General features: G+C 55.6%; 23 protein-coding genes and 4 tRNA genes. 13 read left to right on the top strand and 14 right to left on the bottom strand.

Annotation, left to right across the window (positions count from 1 at the left end):
- Positions 1-73 precede the first annotated feature (73 nt).
- The 12 genes from rpoB to ACOOFE_RS09420 all read right to left on the bottom strand — a co-directional run bounded on the left by rpoB (position 74) and on the right by ACOOFE_RS09420 (position 10,999).
- A complete protein-coding gene (gene rpoB, locus ACOOFE_RS09475; RefSeq protein ID WP_141186206.1) occupies positions 74-4,213 on the bottom strand; it encodes a DNA-directed RNA polymerase subunit beta in 4,140 nt (1,379 codons plus the stop codon).
- A gap of 276 nt (positions 4,214-4,489) precedes the next feature.
- Positions 4,490-4,864, bottom strand: a complete 375-nt coding sequence (gene rplL, locus ACOOFE_RS09470) for a 50S ribosomal protein L7/L12 (RefSeq protein WP_141186205.1) — start codon at positions 4,862-4,864, stop codon at positions 4,490-4,492.
- 60 nt (positions 4,865-4,924) lie between these two features.
- The gene (gene rplJ, locus ACOOFE_RS09465) at positions 4,925-5,443 is read right to left on the bottom strand and encodes a 50S ribosomal protein L10 (protein WP_420414718.1); all 519 of its coding nucleotides are present in this window, start codon (positions 5,441-5,443) and stop codon (positions 4,925-4,927) included.
- 321 nt (positions 5,444-5,764) lie between these two features.
- Positions 5,765-6,463 (bottom strand): 50S ribosomal protein L1, encoded by a 699-nt coding sequence (gene rplA, locus ACOOFE_RS09460; RefSeq protein WP_141186203.1) that lies wholly within the window; start codon positions 6,461-6,463, stop codon positions 5,765-5,767.
- A 4-nt stretch (positions 6,464-6,467) separates the two neighbouring features.
- The gene (gene rplK, locus ACOOFE_RS09455; protein WP_141186202.1) at positions 6,468-6,896 is read right to left on the bottom strand and encodes a 50S ribosomal protein L11; all 429 of its coding nucleotides are present in this window, start codon (positions 6,894-6,896) and stop codon (positions 6,468-6,470) included.
- A 165-nt stretch (positions 6,897-7,061) separates the two neighbouring features.
- Complete coding sequence (gene nusG / locus ACOOFE_RS09450) at positions 7,062-7,592, bottom strand: transcription termination/antitermination protein NusG (RefSeq protein ID WP_141186201.1); 531 nt, start codon at positions 7,590-7,592, stop codon at positions 7,062-7,064.
- Positions 7,593-7,643: 51 nt separating this feature from the next.
- Complete coding sequence (gene secE, locus ACOOFE_RS09445) at positions 7,644-7,841, bottom strand: preprotein translocase subunit SecE (RefSeq protein ID WP_141186200.1); 198 nt, start codon at positions 7,839-7,841, stop codon at positions 7,644-7,646.
- Positions 7,842-7,945: 104 nt separating this feature from the next.
- Positions 7,946-8,021 (bottom strand) — tRNA-Trp (locus ACOOFE_RS09440).
- A gap of 110 nt (positions 8,022-8,131) precedes the next feature.
- A complete protein-coding gene (gene tuf / locus ACOOFE_RS09435) occupies positions 8,132-9,322 on the bottom strand; it encodes an elongation factor Tu (RefSeq protein WP_141186199.1) in 1,191 nt (396 codons plus the stop codon).
- A gap of 168 nt (positions 9,323-9,490) precedes the next feature.
- Positions 9,491-9,564 (bottom strand) — tRNA-Gly (locus tag ACOOFE_RS09430).
- A 22-nt stretch (positions 9,565-9,586) separates the two neighbouring features.
- Positions 9,587-9,671: transfer RNA gene (locus ACOOFE_RS09425), tRNA-Tyr, on the bottom strand.
- A 461-nt stretch (positions 9,672-10,132) separates the two neighbouring features.
- Positions 10,133-10,999 (bottom strand): bile acid:sodium symporter family protein, encoded by an 867-nt coding sequence (locus ACOOFE_RS09420; protein WP_420414717.1) that lies wholly within the window; start codon positions 10,997-10,999, stop codon positions 10,133-10,135.
- 188 nt (positions 11,000-11,187) lie between these two features.
- Between ACOOFE_RS09420 and ACOOFE_RS09415 the strand changes: the two genes are divergently transcribed.
- The 3 genes from ACOOFE_RS09415 to ACOOFE_RS09405 are packed head-to-tail and all read left to right on the top strand — an operon-like array spanning position 11,188 to position 13,128.
- A complete protein-coding gene (locus ACOOFE_RS09415) occupies positions 11,188-11,703 on the top strand; it encodes a MarR family winged helix-turn-helix transcriptional regulator (protein WP_420414716.1) in 516 nt (171 codons plus the stop codon).
- A 52-nt stretch (positions 11,704-11,755) separates the two neighbouring features.
- Complete coding sequence (locus tag ACOOFE_RS09410) at positions 11,756-12,280, top strand: PaaI family thioesterase (protein ID WP_420414715.1); 525 nt, start codon at positions 11,756-11,758, stop codon at positions 12,278-12,280.
- A gap of 20 nt (positions 12,281-12,300) precedes the next feature.
- On the top strand, positions 12,301-13,128 hold the full coding sequence (locus ACOOFE_RS09405; protein ID WP_420414714.1) for a TrmH family RNA methyltransferase: 828 nt from the start codon (positions 12,301-12,303) through the stop codon (positions 13,126-13,128).
- Positions 13,129-13,152: 24 nt separating this feature from the next.
- Here ACOOFE_RS09405 and ACOOFE_RS09400 read toward each other — a convergent pair whose 3' ends face one another.
- Entirely contained in the window at positions 13,153-14,052 is a 900-nt protein-coding gene (locus ACOOFE_RS09400; protein ID WP_420414713.1) for a helix-turn-helix domain-containing protein, read from the bottom strand.
- A gap of 172 nt (positions 14,053-14,224) precedes the next feature.
- Here ACOOFE_RS09400 and ACOOFE_RS09395 point away from each other — a divergent pair, with 172 nt between their 5' ends.
- The 3 genes from ACOOFE_RS09395 to ACOOFE_RS09385 all read left to right on the top strand — a co-directional run bounded on the left by ACOOFE_RS09395 (position 14,225) and on the right by ACOOFE_RS09385 (position 16,057).
- Positions 14,225-14,515 carry a putative quinol monooxygenase gene (locus tag ACOOFE_RS09395; protein ID WP_420414712.1) on the top strand — a complete coding sequence of 97 codons (291 nt, stop codon included), beginning with the start codon at positions 14,225-14,227 and terminating at the stop codon, positions 14,513-14,515.
- A gap of 655 nt (positions 14,516-15,170) precedes the next feature.
- Positions 15,171-15,246 (top strand) — tRNA-Thr (locus ACOOFE_RS09390).
- Positions 15,247-15,496: 250 nt separating this feature from the next.
- Positions 15,497-16,057: a class I SAM-dependent methyltransferase gene (locus ACOOFE_RS09385; RefSeq protein ID WP_420414711.1), complete on the top strand. Its 561-nt coding sequence runs from the start codon at positions 15,497-15,499 to the stop codon at positions 16,055-16,057.
- 36 nt (positions 16,058-16,093) lie between these two features.
- Here the strand turns inward: ACOOFE_RS09385 and ACOOFE_RS09380 are convergent, their stop codons facing one another.
- Entirely contained in the window at positions 16,094-16,756 is a 663-nt protein-coding gene (locus tag ACOOFE_RS09380) for a L,D-transpeptidase (protein ID WP_420414710.1), read from the bottom strand.
- A 277-nt stretch (positions 16,757-17,033) separates the two neighbouring features.
- Between ACOOFE_RS09380 and ACOOFE_RS09375 the strand changes: the two genes are divergently transcribed.
- The 7 genes from ACOOFE_RS09375 to ACOOFE_RS09345 all read left to right on the top strand — a co-directional run bounded on the left by ACOOFE_RS09375 (position 17,034) and on the right by ACOOFE_RS09345 (position 24,288).
- Complete coding sequence (locus ACOOFE_RS09375; protein ID WP_420414709.1) at positions 17,034-17,663, top strand: glutathione S-transferase family protein; 630 nt, start codon at positions 17,034-17,036, stop codon at positions 17,661-17,663.
- 188 nt (positions 17,664-17,851) lie between these two features.
- Positions 17,852-18,691, top strand: a complete 840-nt coding sequence (locus ACOOFE_RS09370) for a LysR family transcriptional regulator (RefSeq protein ID WP_420414708.1) — start codon at positions 17,852-17,854, stop codon at positions 18,689-18,691.
- Positions 18,692-18,839: 148 nt separating this feature from the next.
- Positions 18,840-20,027, top strand: a complete 1,188-nt coding sequence (locus ACOOFE_RS09365) for a 2-aminoethylphosphonate--pyruvate transaminase (protein WP_420414707.1) — start codon at positions 18,840-18,842, stop codon at positions 20,025-20,027.
- Positions 20,028-20,051: 24 nt separating this feature from the next.
- Positions 20,052-20,834: a phosphonoacetaldehyde hydrolase gene (gene phnX, locus ACOOFE_RS09360; protein WP_420414706.1), complete on the top strand. Its 783-nt coding sequence runs from the start codon at positions 20,052-20,054 to the stop codon at positions 20,832-20,834.
- Positions 20,831-22,333, top strand: a complete 1,503-nt coding sequence (locus tag ACOOFE_RS09355; protein WP_420414705.1) for a sulfatase-like hydrolase/transferase — start codon at positions 20,831-20,833, stop codon at positions 22,331-22,333. Before phnX ends, ACOOFE_RS09355 begins: the two co-directional genes overlap by 4 nt.
- Before the next feature lie 81 nt (positions 22,334-22,414).
- Positions 22,415-23,227, top strand: a complete 813-nt coding sequence (locus tag ACOOFE_RS09350; protein ID WP_420414704.1) for a trypsin-like serine peptidase — start codon at positions 22,415-22,417, stop codon at positions 23,225-23,227.
- A gap of 254 nt (positions 23,228-23,481) precedes the next feature.
- On the top strand, positions 23,482-24,288 hold the full coding sequence (locus tag ACOOFE_RS09345) for an NAD kinase (RefSeq protein WP_141186184.1): 807 nt from the start codon (positions 23,482-23,484) through the stop codon (positions 24,286-24,288).
- Positions 24,289-24,397 lie beyond the last annotated feature (109 nt).

Genomic DNA, 24,397 nt, shown 5'->3' with positions numbered 1-24,397 from the left:
CGGTGGGGGAAAGACTTTTGCCTCTCCCCTCTTACGACCGGCATTTCAGTCTAAAGGGGTCCGTTGCCGGGGTTTATTCTGCGGCGTCCGCAGTTTCTTCCGCGCCAATCTCTGGGGCATCGGTACGTTGAAGTTCAACGTTGAGACCCAGGGACCGCATTTCCTTCACAAGCACGTTGAAGCTTTCCGGGATACCGGCTTCGAAGGTGTCATCACCGCGAACAATGGCTTCATAAACCTTTGTCCGGCCAGCAACGTCATCCGACTTAACGGTAAGCATTTCCTGCAGCGTATAGGCTGCACCGTAAGCTTCAAGCGCCCAGACCTCCATTTCCCCGAAGCGCTGGCCACCGAACTGCGCCTTACCACCCAGCGGCTGCTGGGTGACAAGCGAGTACGGGCCAATCGAACGGGCGTGGATCTTGTCATCGACCAAGTGGTGAAGCTTGAGCATATAAATATAGCCCACAGTCACCTTCCGGTCGAATTCCTCACCGGTCCGCCCGTCAAACAGTGTTGACTGACCGCTCGGATCGAAATCGGCGATGTTCAGCGCATCAACAACATCCGGCTCACGTGCACCGTCAAAGACTGGGGTCGCGATGGACACACCCTTCTTCAGCTGTTCGGCGAGCTTGACGACACCTTCATCGTCAAATTCCTTGACCGGATCGCCCTTCATGTTGTCGCCGTAGATCTCGATCACCTTGCCACGAAGGTTCTCAATCTCACCGGTCTTGCGGTACTCATCGTACATTTCGCCGATGCGCAAGCCCATGCCGCGGCAAGCCCAACCCATGTGGGTTTCAAGGATCTGACCAACGTTCATGCGCGACGGAACGCCGAGCGGGTTCAACACGATGTCGACGTGCGTGCCATCTTCCAGGAACGGCATGTCTTCACACGGGTTGATTTTGGAAACCACACCCTTGTTGCCGTGACGGCCGGCCATTTTGTCGCCCGGCTGCAGCTTGCGCTTCACAGCAACGAAGACTTTGACCATTTTCATGACGCCTGGCGGCAGTTCGTCACCGCGCTGCAGTTTCTCGACCTTGTCGATGAAACGCTGCTCGAGGCGCTTGCGGCTTTCGTCATACTGACCGCGCAGAGCTTCGATCTCGGACATGAACTTCTCGTCGTCGGTCGCAAACTGCCACCACTGCGAGCGCGGGAAGTCGTTCAGGACGTCCCCGGTCAGTGTCGTGTCCTTCTTGAAGCCCTTCGGACCAGCCACAGCAGACTTGTCCATCAGCATCTCGGCCAGGCGGCCATAGACGTTGCGGTCAAGAATTGCCTGCTCATCGTCACGGTCTTTTGCAAGGCGTTCGATTTCTTCACGCTCGATGGCCATCGCGCGTTCGTCTTTTTCAACGCCGTGGCGGTTGAAAACACGAACTTCGACAACAGTACCCCCAACTCCCGGCGGCAAGCGCAGAGAGGTGTCGCGAACATCAGAGGCTTTTTCACCGAAGATGGCACGTAGAAGTTTTTCTTCTGGTGTCATCGGGCTTTCGCCCTTCGGCGTGATCTTACCGCAAAGGATATCGCCCGGCTGAAGCTCTGCACCGATGTAAACGATACCGGCTTCATCGAGATTCTTCAGCGCTTCTTCAGAAACGTTCGGAATATCGCGGGTGATTTCTTCTGGTCCAAGCTTGGTATCCCGCGCCATCACCTCAAATTCTTCAAGGTGAATGGAGGTGAAGACATCGTCAGACACGATGCGCTCGGACAAGAGGATGGAATCCTCGAAGTTGTAGCCGTTCCACGGCATGAACGCGACGAGCACGTTCCGGCCAAGAGCCAGATCACCAAGATCGGTGGACGGACCATCGGCGATGATATCGCCCTTATGGACCCGATCCCCAACCCGAACCAGCGGGCGCTGGTTGATACAGGTGTTCTGGTTGGACCGCTGGAACTTCTGCAGGCTGTAGATATCAACACCGGACTTGCCCGGATCGAGTTCTTCAGTTGCCCGGATAACGATACGGGTCGCATCCACCTGGTCAACAACACCTGCCCGGCGGGCGCCAATCGCAGCACCGGAATCCCGGGCCACAACCGCTTCCATACCAGTGCCGACAAACGGTGCTTCCGCCTTAACGAGCGGCACAGCCTGACGCATCATGTTCGAGCCCATCAGAGCCCGGTTCGCATCATCGTTTTCCAGGAACGGAATGAGTGATGCAGCGACAGATACCAGCTGCTTCGGCGACACGTCCATGAGGTCGACCTTGTCGGACGGAACCATCATGTTTTCGCCAGCGTGGCGGCAGGTGATCAGCTCTGTAGTGAACCGGCCATCAGCGTCATACTCAGCGTTGGACTGCGCAACATAGTGTTTCGCTTCTTCCATAGCCGACAAGTATACGACGTCGTTGGTGACAACACCGTCTTTCACCTTGCGGTACGGGCTTTCGATGAAGCCGTACTTGTTGACACGGGCAAACGTTGCAAGCGAGTTGATCAGACCGATGTTTGGACCTTCCGGGGTCTCAATCGGGCAGATACGGCCGTAGTGCGTCGGGTGAACGTCGCGGACTTCGAAGCCTGCGCGCTCACGGGTCAAGCCGCCCGGGCCAAGGGCCGATAGACGGCGCTTGTGGGTGACTTCCGACAGCGGGTTGGTCTGGTCCATGAACTGCGACAGCTGTGAGGAGCCAAAGAATTCACGGACAGCTGCGGCCGCCGGTTTCGCGTTGATAAGATCCTGCGGCATCACCGTATCGATCTCAACGGAGCTCATCCGCTCTTTGATCGCACGTTCCATGCGCAGCAGGCCGACGCGGTACTGGTTTTCCATCAATTCGCCGACAGAGCGAACACGGCGGTTGCCCAGGTTGTCAATGTCGTCGATGTCGCCTTTGCCGTCACGCAGCTCCAGAAGAACCCGAATAACTTCCAGAATGTCTTCCTTGCGCAAAACACGGACCGTGTCTTCCGCATCAACATCCAGACGCATGTTCATCTTCACACGGCCAACCGCGGACAGATCATACCGCTCAGCGTCGAAGAACAACGACTGGAACATCGCTTCTGCGGTGTCAATGGTGGGCGGTTCACCCGGACGCATCACACGGTAGATGTCGAACAGCGCATCTTCGCGGGATTCGTTCTTATCCACGTTCAGCGTGTTGCGAATGTAAGGACCGGTGTTGACATGGTCGATGTCGAGCACAGTCAGATCGTGGTAGCCACGCTCAACCAGCTCTTCCAGCAGTTTGCCGGTGATCTCATCGCCAGCTTCGGCATAGATTTCACCGGACTGCATGTCGACGATGTCCTCAGCCAGATACTGGCCGTGTAGATCTTCGTCGGTCACTTTCAGCGCGGTAACGCCTTTTTCGCCGAGCTGCTTGATGGTGCGTGCAGTGATCTTACGGCCACCTTCGACAACCACTTCACCGCTGTCGGCATCAATCAGATCGTAGGAGGCTTTGGTGCCTTTCAGACGTGCGCCGTCAAACGGCATGCGCCAGGAACCGTCTTTCTGACGGCCATAATCGATCTGCTTGTAGAACGTGTTGAGGATTTCTTCGCCGTCCAAACCAAGTGCCATCAGCAGTGACGTCACCGGTATTTTGCGGCGGCGGTCGATACGCGCATGGACGATGTCCTTGGCGTCGAACTCAATGTCCAACCAGGAACCGCGGTACGGAATAACGCGGGCTGCAAACAGCAGCTTGCCCGAAGAGTGGGTCTTGCCTTTATCGTGATCGAAGAACACGCCCGGAGAGCGGTGCATCTGGGAGACGATCACACGCTCGGTGCCATTGACGATGAACGTACCGTTGTCGGTCATGAACGGCATGTCGCCCATGTAGACATCTTGTTCTTTGATGTCTTTAACGGACTTGGCACCGGTGTCTTCATCGACGTCGAATACGATGAGGCGCAGGGTAACCTTCAGCGGTGCTGCGAAGGTCATGTCGCGCTGGCGGCACTCATCAACGTCGTATTTTGGAGCTTCAAATTCGTAGGAAACAAATTCCAGAAGGGAAGTGCCCGCAAAATCAGAAATTGGAAATACGGACTGGAAGACCGCTTCAAGGCCTTCATCTTTGCGGCCGCCCCCAGGCATCTCATCGACCTGCAGGAACTGGTCGTAGGAGGCCTTTTGAACCTCAATGAGATTGGGCATTGCCGCGACATCGCGGATCGATCCGAAATATTTACGGACCTTTTTGCGACCGTTGAACGTTTGGGTCATTGTCGCTCCTCGTATCGGCCGGAAAACGGCTTCCCGAAACGCCCCTTGTCCAATCGGGCCGCTGCCCGGGCGCTTCGGAAAACCGTCCACCAATGAGATCAACCTTCTGTGTTCATGAGAAGAATTGACCAGACTGTGGATCTAGAACCCATTGCCTGCACAGTGCTCAGACAAACAGGGCCCTAGTGGGACGTATGCCCCGGAAACGGGTTGGACCCGCCGGGGCGAAATACGGTCCCGGAAACCCGGGACCGCAATAAGGCATAAATGCCTTTATTACTTCAGCTCGACAGAAGCGCCAGCTTCTTCCAGCTTCTTCTTCAGCTCTTCAGCTTCGTCCTTGGAAACAGCTTCCTTGACGGCTTTCGGAGCACCTTCGACGAGCTCTTTAGCTTCTTTCAGGCCAAGACCGGTGATTGCACGGACTTCTTTGATGACGTTGATTTTCTTGTCGCCAGCAGATGCCAGAACAACATCAAATTCAGTCTTTTCTTCAGCAGCAGCAGCTTCGCCGCCACCAGCAACAGCTGCAACAGCAACCGGAGCAGCAGCAGAAACGCCCCACTTCTCTTCCAGAAGCTTGGACAGTTCAGCAGCTTCCATAACAGTCAGTGCGGACAGTTCTTCTACGAGCTTTTCAAGATCAGCCATTTTTCAGTACCTTAAGTTCGAACCAGTAGTTGGGTTCATTAGACAGTGTTTGGGGGCGCCTTATGCGGCCTCGTCCTTCTTGGCGTACGCGCCGAAGACGCGGGCAACCTGCCCGGCCGGTGCGTTGACAACCTGCGCGATGCGCGATGCCGGTGTCTGGATCATGCCAACCAGCTTTGCACGCAGCTCGTCGAGCGACGGCATTGTTGCCAGTGACTTGACCCCTTCCGGGCTCAGGTTTGTCGTACCAAGAGCACCACCAAGGATTTCCAACTTGTCGTTGGCCTTGGCGAAATCGACAGCTGCTTTAGGAGCTGCAACCGGATCGTCGGAGTAGACGAGTACGGTCGGGCCCTGAAGCAGGTCGGAGATGTGCTCAAGGTCAGTGCCTTTGAGGGCGAGTTTCACAAGGCGGTTTTTTGCGACTTTTACAGAACCGCCGGCGTCACGTACGGACGACCGCAGGGCCGTCATCTGTGCAACCGAAAGACCTGCATAGTGCGCGACGACAACGACGCCGGTGTTTCCCAGCTCGGCGTTGAAGGATGTCACGAACTCTTGCTTTTCCGCTCTTTCCACTTGCCTTCTCCATTTGATGGCGAAAATCGCCACCGGTTTACCTTGCCGCTTTCGCGGAGGTTCCGAACCCGGAACCGCCTCAAAAACGACGCTCAGGGTCCTGTCCCCTCACCTTTCGCTTCAAAAAGCGCCCGGCAAGGTCTGGTTCGAACCGGTTATCCGCAATTCGCGGGAAATTCGGTTCTCACCCATCTATGCAGGCCTTTACGGCTTAAGCCGGTTTCCCGGCACCTGCAGTCTCGGACAGGGCAATCCGGCGGCGAACCGCCGGATCTATTCAGCCCGAAGGCTGAAATTCTTTTTCAATCCGGAAAACCCGGATTATTCGCCAGCGACGCTCGCCAGATCAACTTTTACGCCCGGGCCCATTGTGGAAGACACGGCAATGCGCTTCATGTAGGTTCCTTTGGCGCCAGTCGGCTTGGCTTTTTGAACGGCGTCGATCAAAGCCTTGACGTTTTCGGAGATCTTCTCTTCAGAGAAAGACACCTTGCCAACGCCGGCGTGAACGATACCTGCTTTTTCAACACGGAACTGAACCGCACCGCCCTTGGCGTCGTTGACAGCCTTGGAGACGTCCGGGGTCACGGTGCCGACTTTCGGGTTCGGCATCATGCCGCGCGGGCCGAGAACCTTACCGAGGCGGCCGACGAGCGGCATCATGTCCGGAGTTGCGATGACCGTATCGAAATCGATCTTGCCGCCCTGGACTTCCTGAACCAGCTCTTCTGCACCAACGATGTCAGCACCAGCAGCTTTAGCTTCTTCCGCCTTGTCGCCACGTGCGAACACGGCAACCTTGACGTTTTTGCCTGTGCCGTTCGGCAGCACGCACACACCACGGACCATCTGGTCTGCGTGACGCGGATCAACACCAAGATTGATCGCAACTTCGACGGTTTCGTCGAATTTGGTCTTGGAGCGGTCTTTGACGAGGCCGATGGCTTCGTTCAGCGAGTACAGCTTGTTGCGGTCGATACCTTCACGCGCTGCAGAAATACGTTTTCCAACCTTCGCCATGATCTTACTCCGTTACCTCGAAGCCCATGGAACGGGCGGAGCCTTCAACCATCAGCATTGCAGCATCGATGTCGTTGGCATTCAGGTCCTTCATTTTGGCTTCGGCGATTTCTTTCACCTGAGCCTTGCTCACGGAACCAACGGTGCCGCGGCCCGGAGTGGAAGAACCCTTCTGGAGCTTGGCAGCTTTCTTCAAGAAGAAGCTGACCGGAGCCGTCTTCACTTCAAACGTGAAAGACTTATCGGTGTAGTAAGTGATCACGGTCGGGCACGGAGCGCCCTTTTCAACATCCTGGGTCTGCGCGTTGAACGCTTTACAGAATTCCATGATGTTCAGACCACGCTGACCAAGTGCCGGCCCGATGGGCGGGGACGGGGTCGCAGAGCCTGCCGGCACCTGAAGCTTCAGGAAGCCTTCGATCTTCTTCGCCATGTTTCTCTCCAATCATTCATGGCCAAACGGCAATTTGACCATTTGGGAGTTGGTGGTATGGCCCTTTGTCAGCACCCGGCGATGAGCGCTAGAACCTGCCACCGACTTCATTCCAGACAGCACCGCTGCCTGGCACTCAACCGCTCACGAAAGAGCGGCAACCAGTCAGAGCTTATCGACCTGACCGAATTCCAATTCTACCGGTGTCGCCCGGCCAAAGATGGACACTGCCACCTTGAGGCGCGCGCGCTCGTCATCAACTTCTTCGACCAGGCCGGAGAAGGACGCAAACGGACCATCGGACACCCGGACCTGCTCACCAACCTCAAAGCTGACGGACGGCTTCGGCCGGTCAACGCCCTCTTGAACCTGATTGATGATGCGCATGGCTTCTTTTTCCGGGATCGGCATCGGCTTTTGATCCGCGCCCAAGAACCCGGTTACTTTCGGCGTGTCCTTAATCAGGTGGAACGCCTCATTGGTCATATCCATCTTCACCAGGACATAGCCTGGGAAGAACTTGCGCTCCGCATCGACCTTGCGGCCACGGCGAACTTCAACGACCTTTTCCATCGGAACGAGAATTTCCTCAAACAGATCGGACAAACCTTTCTGCTCGGCCTTTTCGCGAATGGACTCGGCGACCTTTTTCTCGAAATTCGAATAGGCGTGCACAATGTACCAGCGCTTGGCCATGTTTCTCAGTTCCGTTTGTTGTTCTTGTCTTTAAGCAGTCCGGTAGGCGGCTTAACCGCCAACACCGAGAAGGTATCCGACCCCAAGGCCCATCAACTGATCCGCCACGAGGAAGAAAATCGAGGCGATCAAAACCATGATGAACACCATAACAGTGGTCACGGCCGTCTCTCTGCGCGTCGGCCAAGTGACCTTCGCGGTTTCAGAGCGCACTTCCTGGATGAATTTAAAGGGATTGGTCTTTGCCATTCCGGCTCCGGTCCGTTAAATACGAGTGGGCGCGCGAAAATCTCCGCGCGCCTCACCCGAGGAAACTCTTTAAGCCCTCGAGGCCAATTAATCAAGAGCAAAAGTGGCAGGGGCAGCAGGGTTCGAACCCGCGACCTACGGTTTTGGAGACCGTCGCTCTACCAGCTGAGCTATACCCCTTCAGAGATCCCTATCTGGGATCTGCTCCTGATACGCTTCAAAGACATCGTCTGCAAGGCCTTTGAAGACAAGATCGCCGGGCCGGAGCCCGGCAACCCAAATAGATCATACTATTCGATGATGGATGCTACGACGCCGGCGCCGACGGTGCGGCCACCTTCGCGGATCGCGAAGCGCAGGCCGTCTTCCATGGCGATCGGCACGATCAGCTCAACGTCGACGGAGACGTTGTCACCCGGCATCACCATTTCCGTACCTTCCGGCAGGTGAACCACACCCGTCACGTCGGTCGTGCGGAAGTAGAACTGCGGGCGGTAGTTGGTGAAGAACGGCGTGTGACGGCCACCCTCTTCCTTGGTGAGGATGTAAGCCTCAGCCTTGAACTTCGTGTGCGGGTTAACAGAACCCGGCTTACACAGAACTTGGCCGCGCTCAACCTCTTCACGGCCAACGCCGCGGATCAGAGCACCGATGTTGTCGCCTGCTTCACCGCTGTCCAGCAGCTTGCGGAACATTTCAACGCCGGTAACCGTGGTCTTCTGGGTGTCCTTGATGCCGACGATCTCGACTTCTTCACCCACGTTGATCACACCGCGCTCAACACGACCGGTCACAACAGTACCGCGGCCGGAGATCGAGAACACGTCTTCGATCGGCATCAGGAACGGCTGATCCTTCGGACGTTCCGGGGTCGGAATGTACTCATCAACCTGAGCCATCAGCTCACGGATCGCGTCACGGCCAATCGCCGCATCACGGTTCTCAACAGCTGCCAGCGCAGAACCCTTGACGATCGGAATGTCGTCGCCCGGGAATTCGTAAGAAGACAGCAGCTCACGGATTTCCATTTCGACGAGCTCAAGAAGCTCTTCGTCGTCGACCTGGTCAACCTTGTTCATGAAAACAACCAGAGCCGGAACGCCAACCTGACGCGCAAGCAGGATGTGCTCACGGGTCTGCGGCATCGGGCCGTCTGCTGCTGAACACACCAGGATCGCGCCGTCCATCTGCGCAGCACCGGTGATCATGTTCTTCACGTAGTCGGCGTGGCCCGGGCAGTCAACGTGAGCGTAGTGACGGTTTTCCGTCTCATACTCAACGTGCGCCGTGGAGATGGTGATGCCGCGTGCCTTTTCTTCAGGCGCACCGTCAATCTCATCATAGGCTTTTGCTTCTGCACCACCAGCTTCTGCAAGCGTCATGGTGATTGCAGCGGTCAGCGTCGTCTTGCCGTGGTCAACGTGGCCGATCGTGCCAATGTTAACGTGCGGCTTATTGCGCTCAAACTTTTCCTTCGCCATCGGCGTCGCTCTCTGTCCAATAGTCGTTCGGTCGATAAAGGCTCGATTTGGGCCGCAATCCGGCGCCTTGGACAGAGCCGCGAGCGACGAACAACTTCCCTATATATTCTTTCAGGATTTCCGGTGCGAAATACCTTCCGTCCCGGACACTCCGATCAGCACCCATGATGGAGCGGGTGAAGGGAATCGAACCCTCGTCGTCAGCTTGGAAGGCTGCTGCTCTACCATTGAGCTACACCCGCACTTAATTGCGAAACCAGACGATGGTGGAGGAGGTTGGATTCGAACCAACGTAGGCATAGCCAACGGATTTACAGTCCGTCCCCTTTAGCCACTCGGGCACTCCTCCATCTCGTCCTGCTTCACGCCGAAGCGATCAGGATGGCTTGACCGGAAAGCCCGTCCGCGAGGGGCGAGCAATCCCGTGGCGCGTGTTATGCAGATAGGGACCTGACCTGTCAACGACGTTTTTGAAAAGAAACGAACAAAATCCGCATCGCACCAAAAACCCGGCCGCAGAACCTGCCACGCACCGGCCATTTCCAGCGCTTTAGCGCAAAGCACGCGACCGAAAAAACGGCCAAAAGCCTCAGTCTTTGCAATCACTTTCCGGAACCAACCACTCCCTGTGGACAACTCGGAAGGCGCAGGCCCCTCGGACTTCATTTATATAAAGAACCGTTCGCGCCCTGCGCCTTCAACGTGATTTGTCGTCAAACGGGGAGACAGCTCCAAAAAAATGGCGCTGAGATTCCAATTGATACAGACCGCTATAAAAGAAAGCGCAACAGCGAGAGCCACTCCCTTCGATCAAACACCTTTTGCAAACGTCCTATAGCCCATGGCAACGACCATCGCGGTCATAACAATAAAGAAAGCATAAAACGCCGGCAGAAGAAGCATCTCATCCTGCTGAGCGCCCGTCGGAAAGCTCAAGGAGATGAGAGCCACAGTTAGGGGCGTGTTCTGAATCCCAGTTTCCATCGAAATGGTTCTGCGAATTACCGGGGACAAACCCGTGATCCAGGCGACCATATATCCAAAAAAGAACCCGATTAGGCCCAACAGAATAGCCGACAGAATGACCTCATAGGGTGTTCCAAGAAACATCTCGCGGTTCTGAATGAGAAACTTGATGATCAGTCCGGCAATCAGCAGAACCCCGAAAACGCTGCTCACCCTTTCCAAACGGCGGGCGGCGGCAACACTTTTTGATAGGACTATCATCCCGATAGCGACCGGCACCATCACAAAGAGCAATGTCGCTATGATACTGGAAAACGGCACCTGCAAGTCGGCAGATGTGTAACCACCTGCATAAATCCAAATTGCCAGCGGCATAAGGACAACGGCCGCAAGCGTCGAGGCAACTGTCATGCTGACACTCAGCGCAACATCACCTTTTGCATAATAGGTAAAGAGATTTGAGGTCGTACCGCCTGGCGTCGCACCAACCATAATCAAGCTGAACGCAATCGCGGTAGGCAACTCGAAAAAGATCGCAAGCCCAAGTGCGATGATTGGCATCAACCCATACTGACTGGTCAATCCAATTAGAAGCGGCAGAGGCCTGGCGAGCACCACCCGCAAGTGATTGACATGGATCGTTGCCCCCATTCCCAACATGATGATGAAAAGCATCAGTGCCAGCCCGACCTGCTCCACAAGACCTATCATTGCACCCCTCCCCGGCTCCAAAATGTCGAATCTTCAACACCTTCGAACAAACACTGACATTTAAACGGAAACAATCCTCCGAATTTCAGATCTTGTATCTGCATTTCACGCAGTCTCTGGAAACGACGGTTTTATTGGCAGAATAGAATTCGCTTGCCGAACATCTCTCTATGTTGTAGCTACAACAAATGACACATTCCTTGGACGGCATCGATTTTTATCAGATGGGCCAGATCTGTTTGGGACACACTGTCCGGCGAACAGCGAACCTGCTTACCCGCCATTTCAACCGCTATCTGGCGCCCTATGGGCTGGAGATTACTCAGGCGCAGTTGCTGGCGGTAATTGCCAGTGGCGATTCTCTCTCATCCTCTGACATTGCCCGCTACATCGGGATCGACCGGTCCACCCTCGCCCGCAATCTCAAACCGCTTGAATCAGCCGGCTTGATCGCGCGCCGCAAAAGCGGCGGCCGCAAGGTCGTGCCTGTCTTGACGGAAAAAGGTGTTGAGCTCACAGCCGAGCTGCACGCGGCATGGGAAAAGGCTCAGCGGGATCTGACACAGGAATTGGGCGAAGAAACCGCCGAAGCGATCCGGGGCCATCTGTCGGCTCTCAGAAAAACCGTCAGGCGTCTGGAAAAGACGGACCCAGACAAAAATGCGCCGCCGGGGAACACAGCTCTCCGCTCCACCTCCTCCTGAGCATCCAGAACACACGACAGAACCGTCACAGACATTTTGAAGGAAAAGACCTATGAGCCTTCCAGACTCGATTACCGAAAACGGTAAGACCCATATAATAGATGCCCTGCCGAAACAGCAGGTAGCCGGCATCTCAGGCCTGCAGATTTTTGAATTGATGAAAGACGGCAAATTGCCGGCCCCACCAATGATGATCCATTCCAATATCCGGATTAAAGAATTTGAGCATGGCCGCGCTGTGTTTACCGGCGTTCCTGAAAAGCAGTTCTTAAATCCGCTCGGCACGGTTCACGGTGGCTGGATTTCCACGCTCATCGACACAGCGCTCAGCTGCGCGGTTCATACGTGCCTGGAACCCGGTGAGTTTTACACAACAACATCCCTCACCGTGAATATGGTCCGCCCGCTGAAACCGGGCAGCGGCGAAGTCACCTGTGAAGGCCGGATTGTCCATCGCGGCTCGCGCCTGGCGACGTCTGAAGGCGAATTGAAAGATGCCAACGGCAAGCTGATTGCCCACGGCTCCGTCAGTTGCATGATCTTCCCGAACCCGGCAGCCTCTTCCCCTAACGGATAATTGGGGCTACAGCAGGCAGCATGACTGACGACAAAAGACCTGCATGGAAAAAATCGCGTCCAGGCCCCAACAAGGGCCAGGGCCGCTTTTCAAAAAACTCCGGCAAACCGGGACCGCGCCGCCCTGGATTGCCGCCGGAAGGCCCGGTGCTTTTATATGGCCTTCACACAGTGGAAGCGGCTTTTGCCAACAAAGACCGCAAACGCCTGAAACTTTATGCGACCGAAAACGCTCAGAACCGGCTCAAGGAGCGCGGCGTCACCATTGACGTTCCGATAGAGGACAAGCGCCCCAAGGAACTGGACCGGATGGTGACCAAGGACGCGGTTCACCAGGGCATGATCCTGGAAGCGGATCCCCTGCCGGCTTACGGCGCGGAGCATCTGAAAGGCGCGCGGCTGATCCTTGCACTCGACCAGGTGACCGATCCGCACAATGTTGGTGCGATCCTGCGTTCAGCCGTTGCTCTGGATGCCGATGCTGTCGTCACCACTGAACGGCACGCCCCGGAAGAAGGCTCGGTTCTTGCCAAATCGGCATCCGGCGCGCTCGACATGATCAAACATGTGCGCGTCAAAAACATGGCTCGCTTTATTGCTGAGATGAAAGAACAGTCTTTTGGCTGCATCGCGCTGGACAGTGACGGCCCGGCCAGCCTGGAAGACACCGAGTTTACGGAGAAGACCGTGCTGGTGCTCGGCTCAGAAGGCAAAGGTGTGCGCCAAGGTGTCAGAGAAGCCTGCGGCCTGCTCGCCCGTCTCGACATGCCCGGAGAAATCCGCTCGCTCAATGTTTCCAATGCGGCGGTTCTGTCACTTTATGTAGCGCGGCAGAAGATGGGGCTTTGAGGCGGTTGAGCCCCTCATCACTCCCTATAAGCTCCTCAACCGCATCGCCTTGGGTGTCGTGCCAAACTGCTTGCGGAATTTTTCGATGAAGTGGGACGTGCTGGAATAACCAAGCTCCGCCCCGATCTCCGTCACCGATTGCCGGGAGTTCAAAACCAGCTCCTGGGCCTTTTGCAGTTTATAGTCCGCCAGCCATTGCCGGGGCGGCACGCCGAACTGGCGTTTGAAGTCACGGGTAAAGGACGTCACCGAACGGCCGGAGATCCGGGCCAAATCGGCGACCGACAGGTTCCGCCCCGCATTTTCGTGCATCACATGGAGAATGTTTCGAGGCGCCTGACCGGTATGACAGGCAGTCAAATATCCTGTCAGGCGCTTGGCATCATCAACTTCCGCAATCAGATGCAGACACTCCAGAAGTTTTGTCTGCAACAGTGACGGCGAACCTGTCATCTGCCCATAGATAGTCTTTGCACTATCGAAAAAACCGGCCAAGGCGGCATGCGCCTGAATTTTATAAGCTCCTGGATCCCGGCTTTCTCCAGACGGCGGGCGGAGTGCCAGAAAAGCCCGGATGGCCGCTGTGTCGAACGACAGGATATAGGCTTCGAGCGGGCCTTCCTTCGCCGAAAAATCCGAAATCATGTAGGTGTTAGCCGGCATCAGGATCATCTCGCCGCCCTGCAATGAGATTTCCTGGCCATCGGACGTCCAAAAAGTCTCGCGGCCGCGCAGGGTCATGCACAGGCACGGCGCAGCGGTGCGGAATTCGACCGCCAGCATGGTTTTTTCAATCAGCTTGTGAAAAATCCCGGCGTCCCCATGGGCCATCACAACCGACGCCTCCCGAAACGCATGCAAGTCTTCCGGCAGGGTCAAAACGTCATCAGGCGGATGGGAAAGAAAACTTCTGTTTTGAATCATGCCCAACCATACCTGATTTCGAACATCTTCAAACCGACCTTGCCGGCGAGATGGACAGAATGTCTCAGGTCGCGGCTTATGACCGAAAACCGGCACTTTTGATGTTTAGCCGACAGTTTCAAATCAAAAGGCGCCGTAAATCGCTCCCGTTGTTTCAAAATGGGAGATCAAAATGAGCACTTGGGTCATTCTGCAAATGAAGGTTTCTGAAAACGTCTATCCGCGACTAGAAACTTTTCTGACGGACAAACTTCCGACCGTGCGCGGCTTTGACGGCGCGCTGTCAGTTTCGCTTTTCTATAATGCGGAGACACGGGATTTTCTAATCCTGGAAGAATGGGTCTCAAAAGACCACCATCAGGCCTATATCAAGTCGATCATGGACAACGGTGTTATGGGAGACTTGCTCTCCTTTATGGAAGGCCAGCCAACTGTGACCTATCACGACCGGCTGGTGATGTGATGCCCGGTCTTCCCACAATGAAATTCACCCGCAGAAAGGTTCTGGCCGGCGGAGCCATTATAGCCGCAAGCCTCCCCATGCTTCGGTTTGGAAATGCTGCAGCGTCCGACACAGATCTGCTGATAATGGAAAACTCTTTCACCTGGATGTGGCGGTTTCCAAAATCATCCACTCAGTCGGTTTTGCCTGAAGCCATCCGCCGTCGCCAAACACCGGGCCTCCTCGCCCAGCGCCTCTTGCATAGCGACAACCATCTAACGGTGTTGGAGGAGTGGCTGCCTAAGCAGCCTGTGCCGGGCTTTTTGGTGTCGGCGACAGTGAGTAATTTCTCGAAACTACCAATTTAATCAGCCATCCAGCCACACACGCTTCGTTTCTGATCGGCGCGTGTGGCTGGATTGCCCTTGCAAGGAACGTCAGCCTGCTTGTCGCAACAGGACATCCATTCCAACCGCAACATCATCTGCAAAGGCTACAGGAAAGTATCGTACAAATACCAAAACCGATGTCGTGAAAACCACACGAACTTTTCCACAGGCGGGAATAGCTTTTGATTGGTTTCTCAAGCCCTTACACAAAAAAAATGCGTTCACTGCGGAAAATTTCAAATCGGGTATAGACAAGCCCGTCTAATCTGATAGAAGCCACCCCCAGCGCCGGTATAGCTCAGTTGGTAGAGCACGTGATTTGTAATCTCGGGGTCGCGGGTTCGAATCCTGCTGCCGGCACCACTCCTCCCCAGTAAATTGGTTTTTTTGGTCTTTTGCCACAGCTCCTGCTGTTTGCAGGGACGGGCCTATATCCGCTTAATTTAGCGGATCACCGGCTCTGCTGACCAAGCTGCGCAAATTGTGCGCTGTCTGCGATCTCAGCTGGATGCCTCAGAATTAAATTAGCGGGCTTACCAATACGGACTTTTCACAGTCGCAATTGTGCTAAACTTCAATCTGGCTTTGCTCAGAAAAGAGTTCCGGCAGTCCCATGAACACCGAAGATCTTGGACAATCCCGCCTGATCAACGCGCTCTTTTGGATTGGCGGCAAGGCGATGGAAAGCCGGTTGCGCCACCTGATTTTTGATGCCGAGAAAACACTGCGCGATGCGGGTGTGGCACCGGGTCTGACCGTTTTGGAAGTCGGCTGTGGCACGGGTTTTTTTACCGTTCCTGCGGCGAAGATGATTGGCACTCAGGGCCGGCTCATCGCGATGGACCCGATGGTGAGTTTTGTCGAACGGGTGCGCGAGAAAGCCACGGCGGCCAATCTGTCCCATGTCGAGGTGATACGGCGGGATGCACTTCACACAGGCCTGGACGAGAACAGTGTTGATCTGGCGCTGCTGCTCGGGGTCCTGCCCTACCCCACACTGCCACTCAACAAACTTCTGCCGGAAATGCACCGTGTGCTGAAACCCACCGGAAAAATGAGCGTTTGGCTGTTTCCAGTTGCCGGTTTTGTGCCCGGCGCCATCACCCGATCCGGGTTCTTTTCTCAAGTCTCCCGGAAAAACCGGACATATGTATTTGAACCGGTACGGCGCTGACGCCGCGCTGAGCCAAAAGACAAAAGCCGAGATCACTCAGCCCAGCACGATCACCTTGGTGCCAAGGTCGACCCGGTCATAAAGATCGATGATGTCCTGATGCCACATGCGGATACAGCCGCTGGAGGCGTTGGTGCCAATGCTGGAGGGCTGATTGGTGCTGTGAATGCGATAGAGCGTATCTTTGTTGCCCTGCCAAAGGTAGAGCCCACGGGCGCCAATCGGATTGCGCGGTCCGCCCTCCTGTCCGTCCCGGTATTTCTCCAGGCTTGGATCCCGCTCTATCATTTCATCCGGCGGGAACCATTTCGGCCACTCACGTTTAAAGCGGATCACGGCATCGCCGTTCCAGGCAAATCCAGCCCGGCCGACACCGATGCCATAGCGGATCGCCCAGCCGCCCTGTTGCACCAGATAGAGAAACTTGTTCTTGGGATCGACCACGATCGTTCCAGCCGGATAGCGGCCTGAATAATAGACCGTCTGACGCAGATATTTGGGATCAAAGCTCTGATAGTCGATGGCCGGAAGCGAGAATCCGCCGTCCCGCACGGGCGCATAAGCCGACGCGTAATCCGGCGTCCCGTCTGCCAAAGGTCTCAGTCCGGCTTCGATCGAAGCTTGTTTTTTGCTCTGGCATGCCGCCAGAACCAGAGGAAGACCAATTACAAAGCTGCGGCGGCTAAATCGATGCGCCATGCTCGTGTCCTTTCACCGGCACTTTTATGAGGTGCCCTCTCTTCAGGAAGCTCTGAAGGCTTGTTAGCTCACCAAGAATTCCGAACGCTGGGCACTAAAATAAACACCCAAGACCACTGTGCTGATGGCAACATCATTATGGTAAACAGACGATTAATTTGATGCGTTCACGGGGCGTTATCCAGTGAAACGCACTTCAAAATTGATCACACGCCTTGAACTCCTGCCGCACGCGCCCTTTTTGAAATTCAAAGCTTTCACTTCACCGGAGCTCCGCATGATTGATCTCTACACATGGTCAACCCCAAATGGCCGCAAAGTCTCGATCCTATTAGAGGAGCTCGGCGCCGCCTACACCGCCCACGCGATCGACATCACCAAGGGTGATCAGATGGCTCCCGAGTTTCTAGATATCAGCCCCAATAACAAGATCCCGGCGATTGTGGATCAAGAGACAGGTCTGAAGCTGATGGAATCGGGTGCCATCCTCATTTACCTCGCCGATAAATATGGCCAGTTCCTTGCAAAGGACGGCGATCAGCGCACCAAGACCCTTGAATGGTTGATGTGGCAGATGGGCGGACTTGGCCCTATGCTTGGCCAAGCCCATCATTTTGTGCATTTCAATCCGGACAAATCCGCCTACGCCAAGGAGCGCTATGGCGCCGAGGCCAAACGGCTTTACGCGGTGCTCGACCAGCGCCTGACCGGGCGCGATTTCATCGTGGACGACTATTCCATAGCCGACATGGCGTGTTGGCCATGGATCTCCCGCTACGAATGGCAGAATATCGACCTTTCTGAGTTCCCGAATGTCAGAAATTGGTATCGCCGAATACTCGATCGCCCCGGAGTTCAGCGTGGTTATCAGGTTCCAAAGGATATGGGACCTATCCCTGCCGGGTGAAATTGGCACCTTGCTGCCACGCACAGACTGACCTCTCGGACGGTGCGCCTCGACTTCTTGCACCAATCCGGTTTAAGTGCCCGCCAAACCAGCTTCATTTAAGGTAATTGACCGGGCATTCCATGAACCAAACCGAGCGGAGCAAAAGTACCCTGAGCCTGGGCCAGTTGCGGGCCCTGGAGGCGGTCGTGCGAAAGGGAAGCTTTTCAGCTGCCGCCAAAGAAATCGGCGTCTCGCAGCCGTCGATTTCCAATCATGTTCATGGCCTTGAAAACCGCTTCAAGACAAAACTCTTGATAAAATCCGGCTACTCGGTGTCCGCAACTCCGGCGCTCGAAAAACTGCTACCTAAGATCCGGGCGGTTTTGGCACTCACAGAAGATCTGGAAACAGAACTACTGGACCAGAAGGCGCTTGGATCTGGCGAATTGCGGATTGGCTATTCCACGTATCAGCTGGCGATCCCCAAAATCTCCAGTTTTATGGCTCAACATCCAGATATCACCATCGAAGCGCGAGCGCTTGCGACGAGCAATATCCTGGATTTGTTCGACAACGGTGAGATTGATGTCGGTTTCATCACCGCGCCGGAAATTCCGGCAGAGCTTGATGGGGAACTTCTGATCCGGTCTCCAATCGCCGCCGTGGTCGCCCCACACCATCCTCTCGCGTCAAAAGAAACGCTATCTTGGAAGGACATCGATGCCCTCCCCCTTTTGCAGCGAGAAAGCGGCTCAGGAACACGCAGAATGTTCGAAGCTGCTGCGACTGTTGCCAGTGTAAGGCCAAGGACGATCCTGGCGCTCGGCTCCTGGGGATCGATTGCAACTCTGATCCGCTCTGGGGTCGGGATCGGCATTGCCATGGAGGCAGAAATCACGGACCGGGACGGCTGCGTTGCCGTGCCGATCGATGACCCCGCCCTGATCGCCAACCACTTTGTGGTTTGGCCAAAACACATGGCTGGTGTTGCCGCAATCGAGGCCTTTCGCCAAAGCCTCAAGGTCACGGAACCGCTTCAAGATTGACGGTTATTTGCCAGTATCAAGTCTATAAGAAAAAGCTATAAACTTTGATTTCCAATAACACAAAAGCAAAAATCCCTGTAACGAAATCCGCAATCATGTCCGGCCACTCGGCTGCGCAAAATCCTGATCATTTGAACGCGGATAATCCATGAGCCAATCTCCGGCAGTGTTGCCGAAACCGAAATGCGGTGAACCTTACCTTTTAACCCCAGGGCCGCTCACAACGTCCATCGAAGTCAAGGAAGCCATGCTGCGGGACTGGGGAAGCTGGGACGGTGATTTCAGGGCAATGACCGCAGATCTGCGCCACGGGCTCGTGGATCTTCTGGGCACCGGCTCCGAAGCCTATGACTGTGTTCCGATCCAGGGCAGCGGCACGTTTGCGGTCGAGGCGATGCTGGCGAGCTTCACCCCCAAGGACAAAAAAACGTTGATCCTGTCCAACGGCGCCTATGGCAAACGAGCAGCTGAGACCATGGCTTATCTTGGCCGCCCGACAGAAGTCCTGGACAAGGGCGATTACCTGCCGCCGCGCGGTCCGGAAGTTGCTGCGTTGCTGCAAGCTGATCCGGTAATCAGCCACGTCCTGATCGTCCACTGCGAAACAAGCTCCGGTATTCTCAATCCCTTGAAAGAGATCTCTGATGCCGTTGCCGCAGAAGGCCGCACGTTGCTGATCGATTCCATGTCAGCGTTTGGCGCCATTCCGGTAGAGCCTTCAAGCCTGAAATTCGAGGCACTGGTCTCCTCGGCCAACAAATGCATCGAGGGTGTTCCGGGTTTCGGTTTTGTCATTGCCAAAAAAACCGCCCTAGAAGCCGCCGAAGGAAACAGCCACTCGCTGAGCCTCGATGTACATGCCCAATGGGCGCATATGGAAAAGACAGGTCAATGGCGCTTTACCCCGCCGACCCATGTGGTGGCCGCGTTCCTAGAGGCTTTGAGGGCACATAAGACGGAAGGCGGCATTGCTGCGCGTGGCGCACGTTACTCCAACAATCGGGATGTGATGGTCTCCGGGATGCGATCCCTTGGCTTCGAAACACTCTTGGACGCGGAATGGCTGTCGCCAATCATCGTCACATTCTTTTGCCCGGCGGATCCGGCCTTCAGCTTCCCGAAATTCTATGACTTGATGAAAGAACGGGGGTTCATTCTATATCCCGGCAAGCTGACTGTTGTGGAGAGTTTCAGGGTCGGATGCATTGGTCAGATGGATGAACAAGTCATGCGCGCTGTTGTCGCCGCCGCCAATGATGTCTTGAAAGAAATGGGCGTCACAAGCGCCGCCCCGCCGGCCGAGGCCCTTAAAGAACGCGCCCGCCTTGCGGCCTAACTGCAAACCAACCAGGATAAAAACATGAGCAAATTTAAAGCAGTGGTCTTCGACTGGGCCGGAACCATGATCGACTTCGGCTCCTTCGCGCCGATGGTCGTCTTCGTCAAGGCATTCGAAAAATTCGGCATCACCGCCAGCATTGATCAGGCCCGTGCGCCCATGGGCAGCCCGAAATGGGATCACATCCGCGCCATGATGGACGACCCGGATATTGCAGCACAGTGGCAGGCCAAACACGGCACAGCTCCCACCGATGCAGATGTCGACAAGGTCTACAAATTCTTTGTGCCGATGAACGAGGAAGTCGTTACCGATTATGCCGACCTCGTTCCAGGCGCGCTCGATACGATTAAGTACCTGCGCAGCAAAGGTATCAAAATTGGCTCCACCACCGGCTACACACGTTCGATCATGGAACGGGTTTTGCCGAAAGCCGCTGAACAGGGATATGAACCGGACAACCTTGTGTGCTCCGACGATCTGCCGGAAGGCCGCCCGGGACCTCTGGGAATGTACCAGTGTTTTGTCGATCTGGTCGCTTATCCGCCGCGCGCCGTGATCAAGGTCGATGATACTGAACCCGGCATTGCAGAAGGTGTTGCCGCCGGCTGCATTACAGTTGGCCTTGCGCTTTCTGGAAACTTTGCTGGCAAGACCCCAGACGAATTGGCGCGCTTATCGGAAGCGGCAGTAGATGCCATCCGCCAGGAAGCGACAACAAAGCTGAAAGAAGCCGGGGCAGATTATGTTATCGACACAGTGGCTGATCTTCCTGCGCTGATGGATCAAATGGAAGCCGCATGACCGCCCGTCCGAACATCCTTTTGATCACTGCCGACCAGTGGCGAGGTGATTGCCTGGGTACAGTGGGGCATCCGGTGGTCAAGACCCCCAATCTGGATGCCTTTGCCGCAAAAGCGACGGTCTTTGAACAGCATTATGCAACAACGGCTCCCTGCTCTCCGGCGCGCGCTTCGCTCTATACCGGCCTTTACCAGATGAACCACCGCGTCGTCTGGAATGGGGCTCCACTCGACAATCGCTTTGACAATATTGCCCGGGCCGCCCGGCGCGCTGGATATACACCGACACTCTTCGGCTACACCGACACCTCACCGGACCCGCGCCAACACCATCCGGAAGATCCGGAACTTTCGACTTATGAAGGGGTCCTGCCGGGATTCGAGGTCCGCCAGGCTTTGCCAGGGCATGAAAAAGAATGGTTTTCCTGGCTGGCAGCCAGAGGCCATGATCCTGCGACATTTGATACGATCCACCAGTTGGAGCCTGAACCCGGACATCGCATTTCACGGAAAGCGCCGAGCTATTCCAAGGACGAAACGCAAACGGCCTTTCTGACGGACCGCTTTTTTAGCTGGCTGAGCGAACAGGATACCGGCAGCCCTTGGATGGCGCATATCTCTTTCCTGCGCCCGCATCCGCCCATGGCTGTGCCCGAGCCTTACAATTCAATGTACGACCCAGACGACGGGCCGGAATTCAAAGGTGCTGCCACAGCAGGGAATGAAGCCGCCTTTCACCCGTTGATCGCTGCACTGCAGGCTTCTCAGCACTTGACCAGCCACATTCCAGGGTCCAGCGGACATGTGCGGGACCTGAGCCGCGAAGATTTCAAGCGCATCCGCGCGCTCTACTTCGGCATGATCACAGAGGTCGATACGCAACTCGGCCTGATCTTCGACAAACTCGAAGAGATCGCCGACAACACACTGATCATCTTCACCTCCGACCATGGAGAGATGATGGGTGACCACTGGATGCTCGGCAAAGGCGGATTTTACAAGGAAAGTTATCACATCCCGCTCATGATCCGGGGACCGGGCATGGCCAAAGCCAACAGGGTTTCGGCCTTCACATCCGCAGCCGATATCTTTCCGACCCTTCTGGACCTTTTGAATCTGACCCCGAACCACAAGCCGGACGGCGCCAGCTTGCTGCCTTACTTGATCGGCGGCACGCCGCTTTCCTGGCGGGATGCAGCCCTTTATGAGTTTGATTTCCGCCGCCTGCTGCAGTTTTTCCCTGAGCCACTCCGAAAGGCCTGCCAGAACGGTCAGAGCTGTGCCCTCACCCGGCTGACGGAAGATTGGCAATATGTTCACTTCGGCGGCCTGCCAAACCTGCTTTTGGAGCCGAACGCGTCACCTTGCACTTTGGACAACCGTTTGGAGGAAGCCCCTAAAGCGCACCTTGAATACCTTGAAGCACTGCTCTCCACACGGATGCGCCACAACGATGACACCCTCGCCCGGTCCATGGTCTGGGAATATTATTCAAACTAGGAACGGGTTTAAGTGCGGGGTTTTAGGCCCCGTTAAACCCCTTGGGTGACTATTGTCGCCGTGATCAACGGGGCGACTGCCATGCCGGTCTTTCGAAAGACCAAATCTGAATATGGACCTACCCAATGCTTGAAGCTGGCAACCTTCGCTCTTTTGAGCCTTGCCTCCTTCGAACCGGCCGCCGCCTCAGACCCTATCCTGAAAGTCATCGACAGCACGGACGCCCCTTGGCCATCCATCGGCCGGGTAAATGTGGCGGGTTACCGGACGACTTCCATGTGCACCGGGACCTTGATCGCGCCAAACATCGTGCTGACGGCCGCCCATTGCCTTTACAACAAAGCCTCACTGAAGAAGTTTCCTGAGAAAGACATGTTCTTTGTGGCCGGTGTCCGGCGCGATGAGTATTCGGCGCGGCTGGAAGTTGCCTGCGCACTGCCCGCCGCCGGGTATGAGCCCAAAAAACAGCCAAAGCTTTCGGATGTGCACAATGACGTCGGCATTCTGGTTTTGAAGGAAACCTCCAGCCTACCACCCGTCCCGACCCTCGCACCGGAGGAAGCTTCTGTCTTGACCAGGGCCACACGTTTCGACTCCGCTGGCTACCGGCGAAGCCGGCGGTATTTGCCGACCGTGGTGTCGGCCTGCAAGGTCACGGGAACGGTGAAAGACAGCTGGGTCACCAATTGCTCCTCTGAAAGCGGTGCCTCCGGCGGCCCGCTTCTGGTCGAGACCGCAGATGGCCTGCGGGTGGCCGGGATCATGTCAGCCAAGATCGACGATGTCCGCTCTGCCATTGTCCCCTTTTATGAATGGCAGGAATTGTTGGATGCCCCAGCTTGCAACACTGGCGCACCAGTTTCGAAAGCCGCTCTTCGCTCTTCCCTCGATTGATTTTCTTATGCTTTTTGCCGCTACGCTTCAATTTGAACACCGGCGGCAGTTACGGCCAGCAATCAGATGTTCGAGTATTAAGTTCCTTAAAAGGCGTTTCCTTTCAGACCATTACCCCACCTTATCTATACTTTTCATTGAGCAGCCCTTGCCAAAATTCCGAGGGCATGGCCTAGTCCCAATACAAAGCTGAAAGCAGCCCCCATTTGGCCGTGAAGGCGGATGGATCACCTTGTCCGGACACCTGTTGAACAATGAATCGTATTGTGTCTTCTCCTGAAACGGCAAACCAAGTGCCTGAAAAAAAACTAGCATTTGTGGCCAGCGAGACGGACGAGGCAAAACAGGCTCGCGACTCTCTCGTCGAACAATATGGCGAAGTCCCTGCAGATGATGCTGACATAATCGTTGCCCTCGGCGGCGATGGTCTAATGCTGGAAACCCTTCATGCTCATATGGGCAGCGGCAAGCCGATCTATGGCATGAATCGGGGATCTGTCGGTTTCCTGATGAATGAATATCGCGAAGATGGGCTCATGGAGCGCCTGGCGAAAGCAGACACCACCGCGATCTATCCGCTGGAAATGGTTGCGACGGATGAAGATGGCAAAGAGCACACGGCACTCGCCATCAATGAAGTCTCTTTGCTGAGGCAGACGTCTCAAGCTGCTCGACTGAAGATTTCCGTCGACGGCCGGACCCGGCTTGAAGAGTTGATCTGTGACGGAATTCTAGTGGCAACACCGGCAGGCAGCACGGCTTATAACTTGTCTGCCCATGGCCCTATTCTCCCAATTTCTGCGCAACTTCTCGCACTCACTCCGATCAGCGCCTTTCGTCCGCGGCGCTGGCGTGGCGCGCTTCTTCCCGATTGGGCCAGTGTCGATATAGAGATCCTGGATCCGGAAAAGCGCCCCGTCAGTGCATCCGCCGATCATACCGAGATCCGGCGCGTTGCCCGTGTGTCCGTGCGCGAGTCCACTGAGGAAGAGGGCCGGATCATGTTTGATGATGATCACGGCTGGGATGAGCGTATTCTCACGGAAATGTTCCGGTACTAGAGTTTCCGTTTTGATCAAGCCGGAGTTTTTGTCCACTTCCGGTCGTAATTAATGAGGGTGGCTGCAAGTTCGAAGAGCTTTCGAAATCCAATAAGTTTCCCCGTGGCAA

This window comes from Roseibium sp. (genome assembly GCF_965216085.1).
Lineage (GTDB): Bacteria > Pseudomonadota > Alphaproteobacteria > Rhizobiales > Stappiaceae > Roseibium.
This window is presented reverse-complemented; position numbering and strand designations above follow the sequence as displayed.

Coding starts and splice junctions, on each gene's coding strand:
- rpoB (WP_141186206.1), bottom strand. CDS start 4,213: ATGACCCAAACGTTCAACGGTCGCAAAAAGGTCCGTAAATATTTCGGA.
- rplL (WP_141186205.1), bottom strand. CDS start 4,864: ATGGCTGATCTTGAAAAGCTCGTAGAAGAACTGTCCGCACTGACTGTT.
- rplA (WP_141186203.1), bottom strand. CDS start 6,463: ATGGCGAAGGTTGGAAAACGTATTTCTGCAGCGCGTGAAGGTATCGAC.
- rplK (WP_141186202.1), bottom strand. CDS start 6,896: ATGGCGAAGAAGATCGAAGGCTTCCTGAAGCTTCAGGTGCCGGCAGGC.
- nusG (WP_141186201.1), bottom strand. CDS start 7,592: ATGGCCAAGCGCTGGTACATTGTGCACGCCTATTCGAATTTCGAGAAA.
- secE (WP_141186200.1), bottom strand. CDS start 7,841: ATGGCAAAGACCAATCCCTTTAAATTCATCCAGGAAGTGCGCTCTGAA.
- tuf (WP_141186199.1), bottom strand. CDS start 9,322: ATGGCGAAGGAAAAGTTTGAGCGCAATAAGCCGCACGTTAACATTGGC.
- ACOOFE_RS09420 (WP_420414717.1), bottom strand. CDS start 10,999: ATGATAGGTCTTGTGGAGCAGGTCGGGCTGGCACTGATGCTTTTCATC.
- ACOOFE_RS09415 (WP_420414716.1), top strand. CDS start 11,188: ATGACACATTCCTTGGACGGCATCGATTTTTATCAGATGGGCCAGATC.
- ACOOFE_RS09410 (WP_420414715.1), top strand. CDS start 11,756: ATGAGCCTTCCAGACTCGATTACCGAAAACGGTAAGACCCATATAATA.
- ACOOFE_RS09405 (WP_420414714.1), top strand. CDS start 12,301: ATGACTGACGACAAAAGACCTGCATGGAAAAAATCGCGTCCAGGCCCC.
- ACOOFE_RS09400 (WP_420414713.1), bottom strand. CDS start 14,052: ATGATTCAAAACAGAAGTTTTCTTTCCCATCCGCCTGATGACGTTTTG.
- ACOOFE_RS09395 (WP_420414712.1), top strand. CDS start 14,225: ATGAGCACTTGGGTCATTCTGCAAATGAAGGTTTCTGAAAACGTCTAT.
- ACOOFE_RS09385 (WP_420414711.1), top strand. CDS start 15,497: ATGAACACCGAAGATCTTGGACAATCCCGCCTGATCAACGCGCTCTTT.
- ACOOFE_RS09380 (WP_420414710.1), bottom strand. CDS start 16,756: ATGGCGCATCGATTTAGCCGCCGCAGCTTTGTAATTGGTCTTCCTCTG.
- ACOOFE_RS09375 (WP_420414709.1), top strand. CDS start 17,034: ATGATTGATCTCTACACATGGTCAACCCCAAATGGCCGCAAAGTCTCG.
- ACOOFE_RS09365 (WP_420414707.1), top strand. CDS start 18,840: ATGAGCCAATCTCCGGCAGTGTTGCCGAAACCGAAATGCGGTGAACCT.
- phnX (WP_420414706.1), top strand. CDS start 20,052: ATGAGCAAATTTAAAGCAGTGGTCTTCGACTGGGCCGGAACCATGATC.
- ACOOFE_RS09355 (WP_420414705.1), top strand. CDS start 20,831: ATGACCGCCCGTCCGAACATCCTTTTGATCACTGCCGACCAGTGGCGA.
- ACOOFE_RS09350 (WP_420414704.1), top strand. CDS start 22,415: ATGCCGGTCTTTCGAAAGACCAAATCTGAATATGGACCTACCCAATGC.
- ACOOFE_RS09345 (WP_141186184.1), top strand. CDS start 23,482: ATGAATCGTATTGTGTCTTCTCCTGAAACGGCAAACCAAGTGCCTGAA.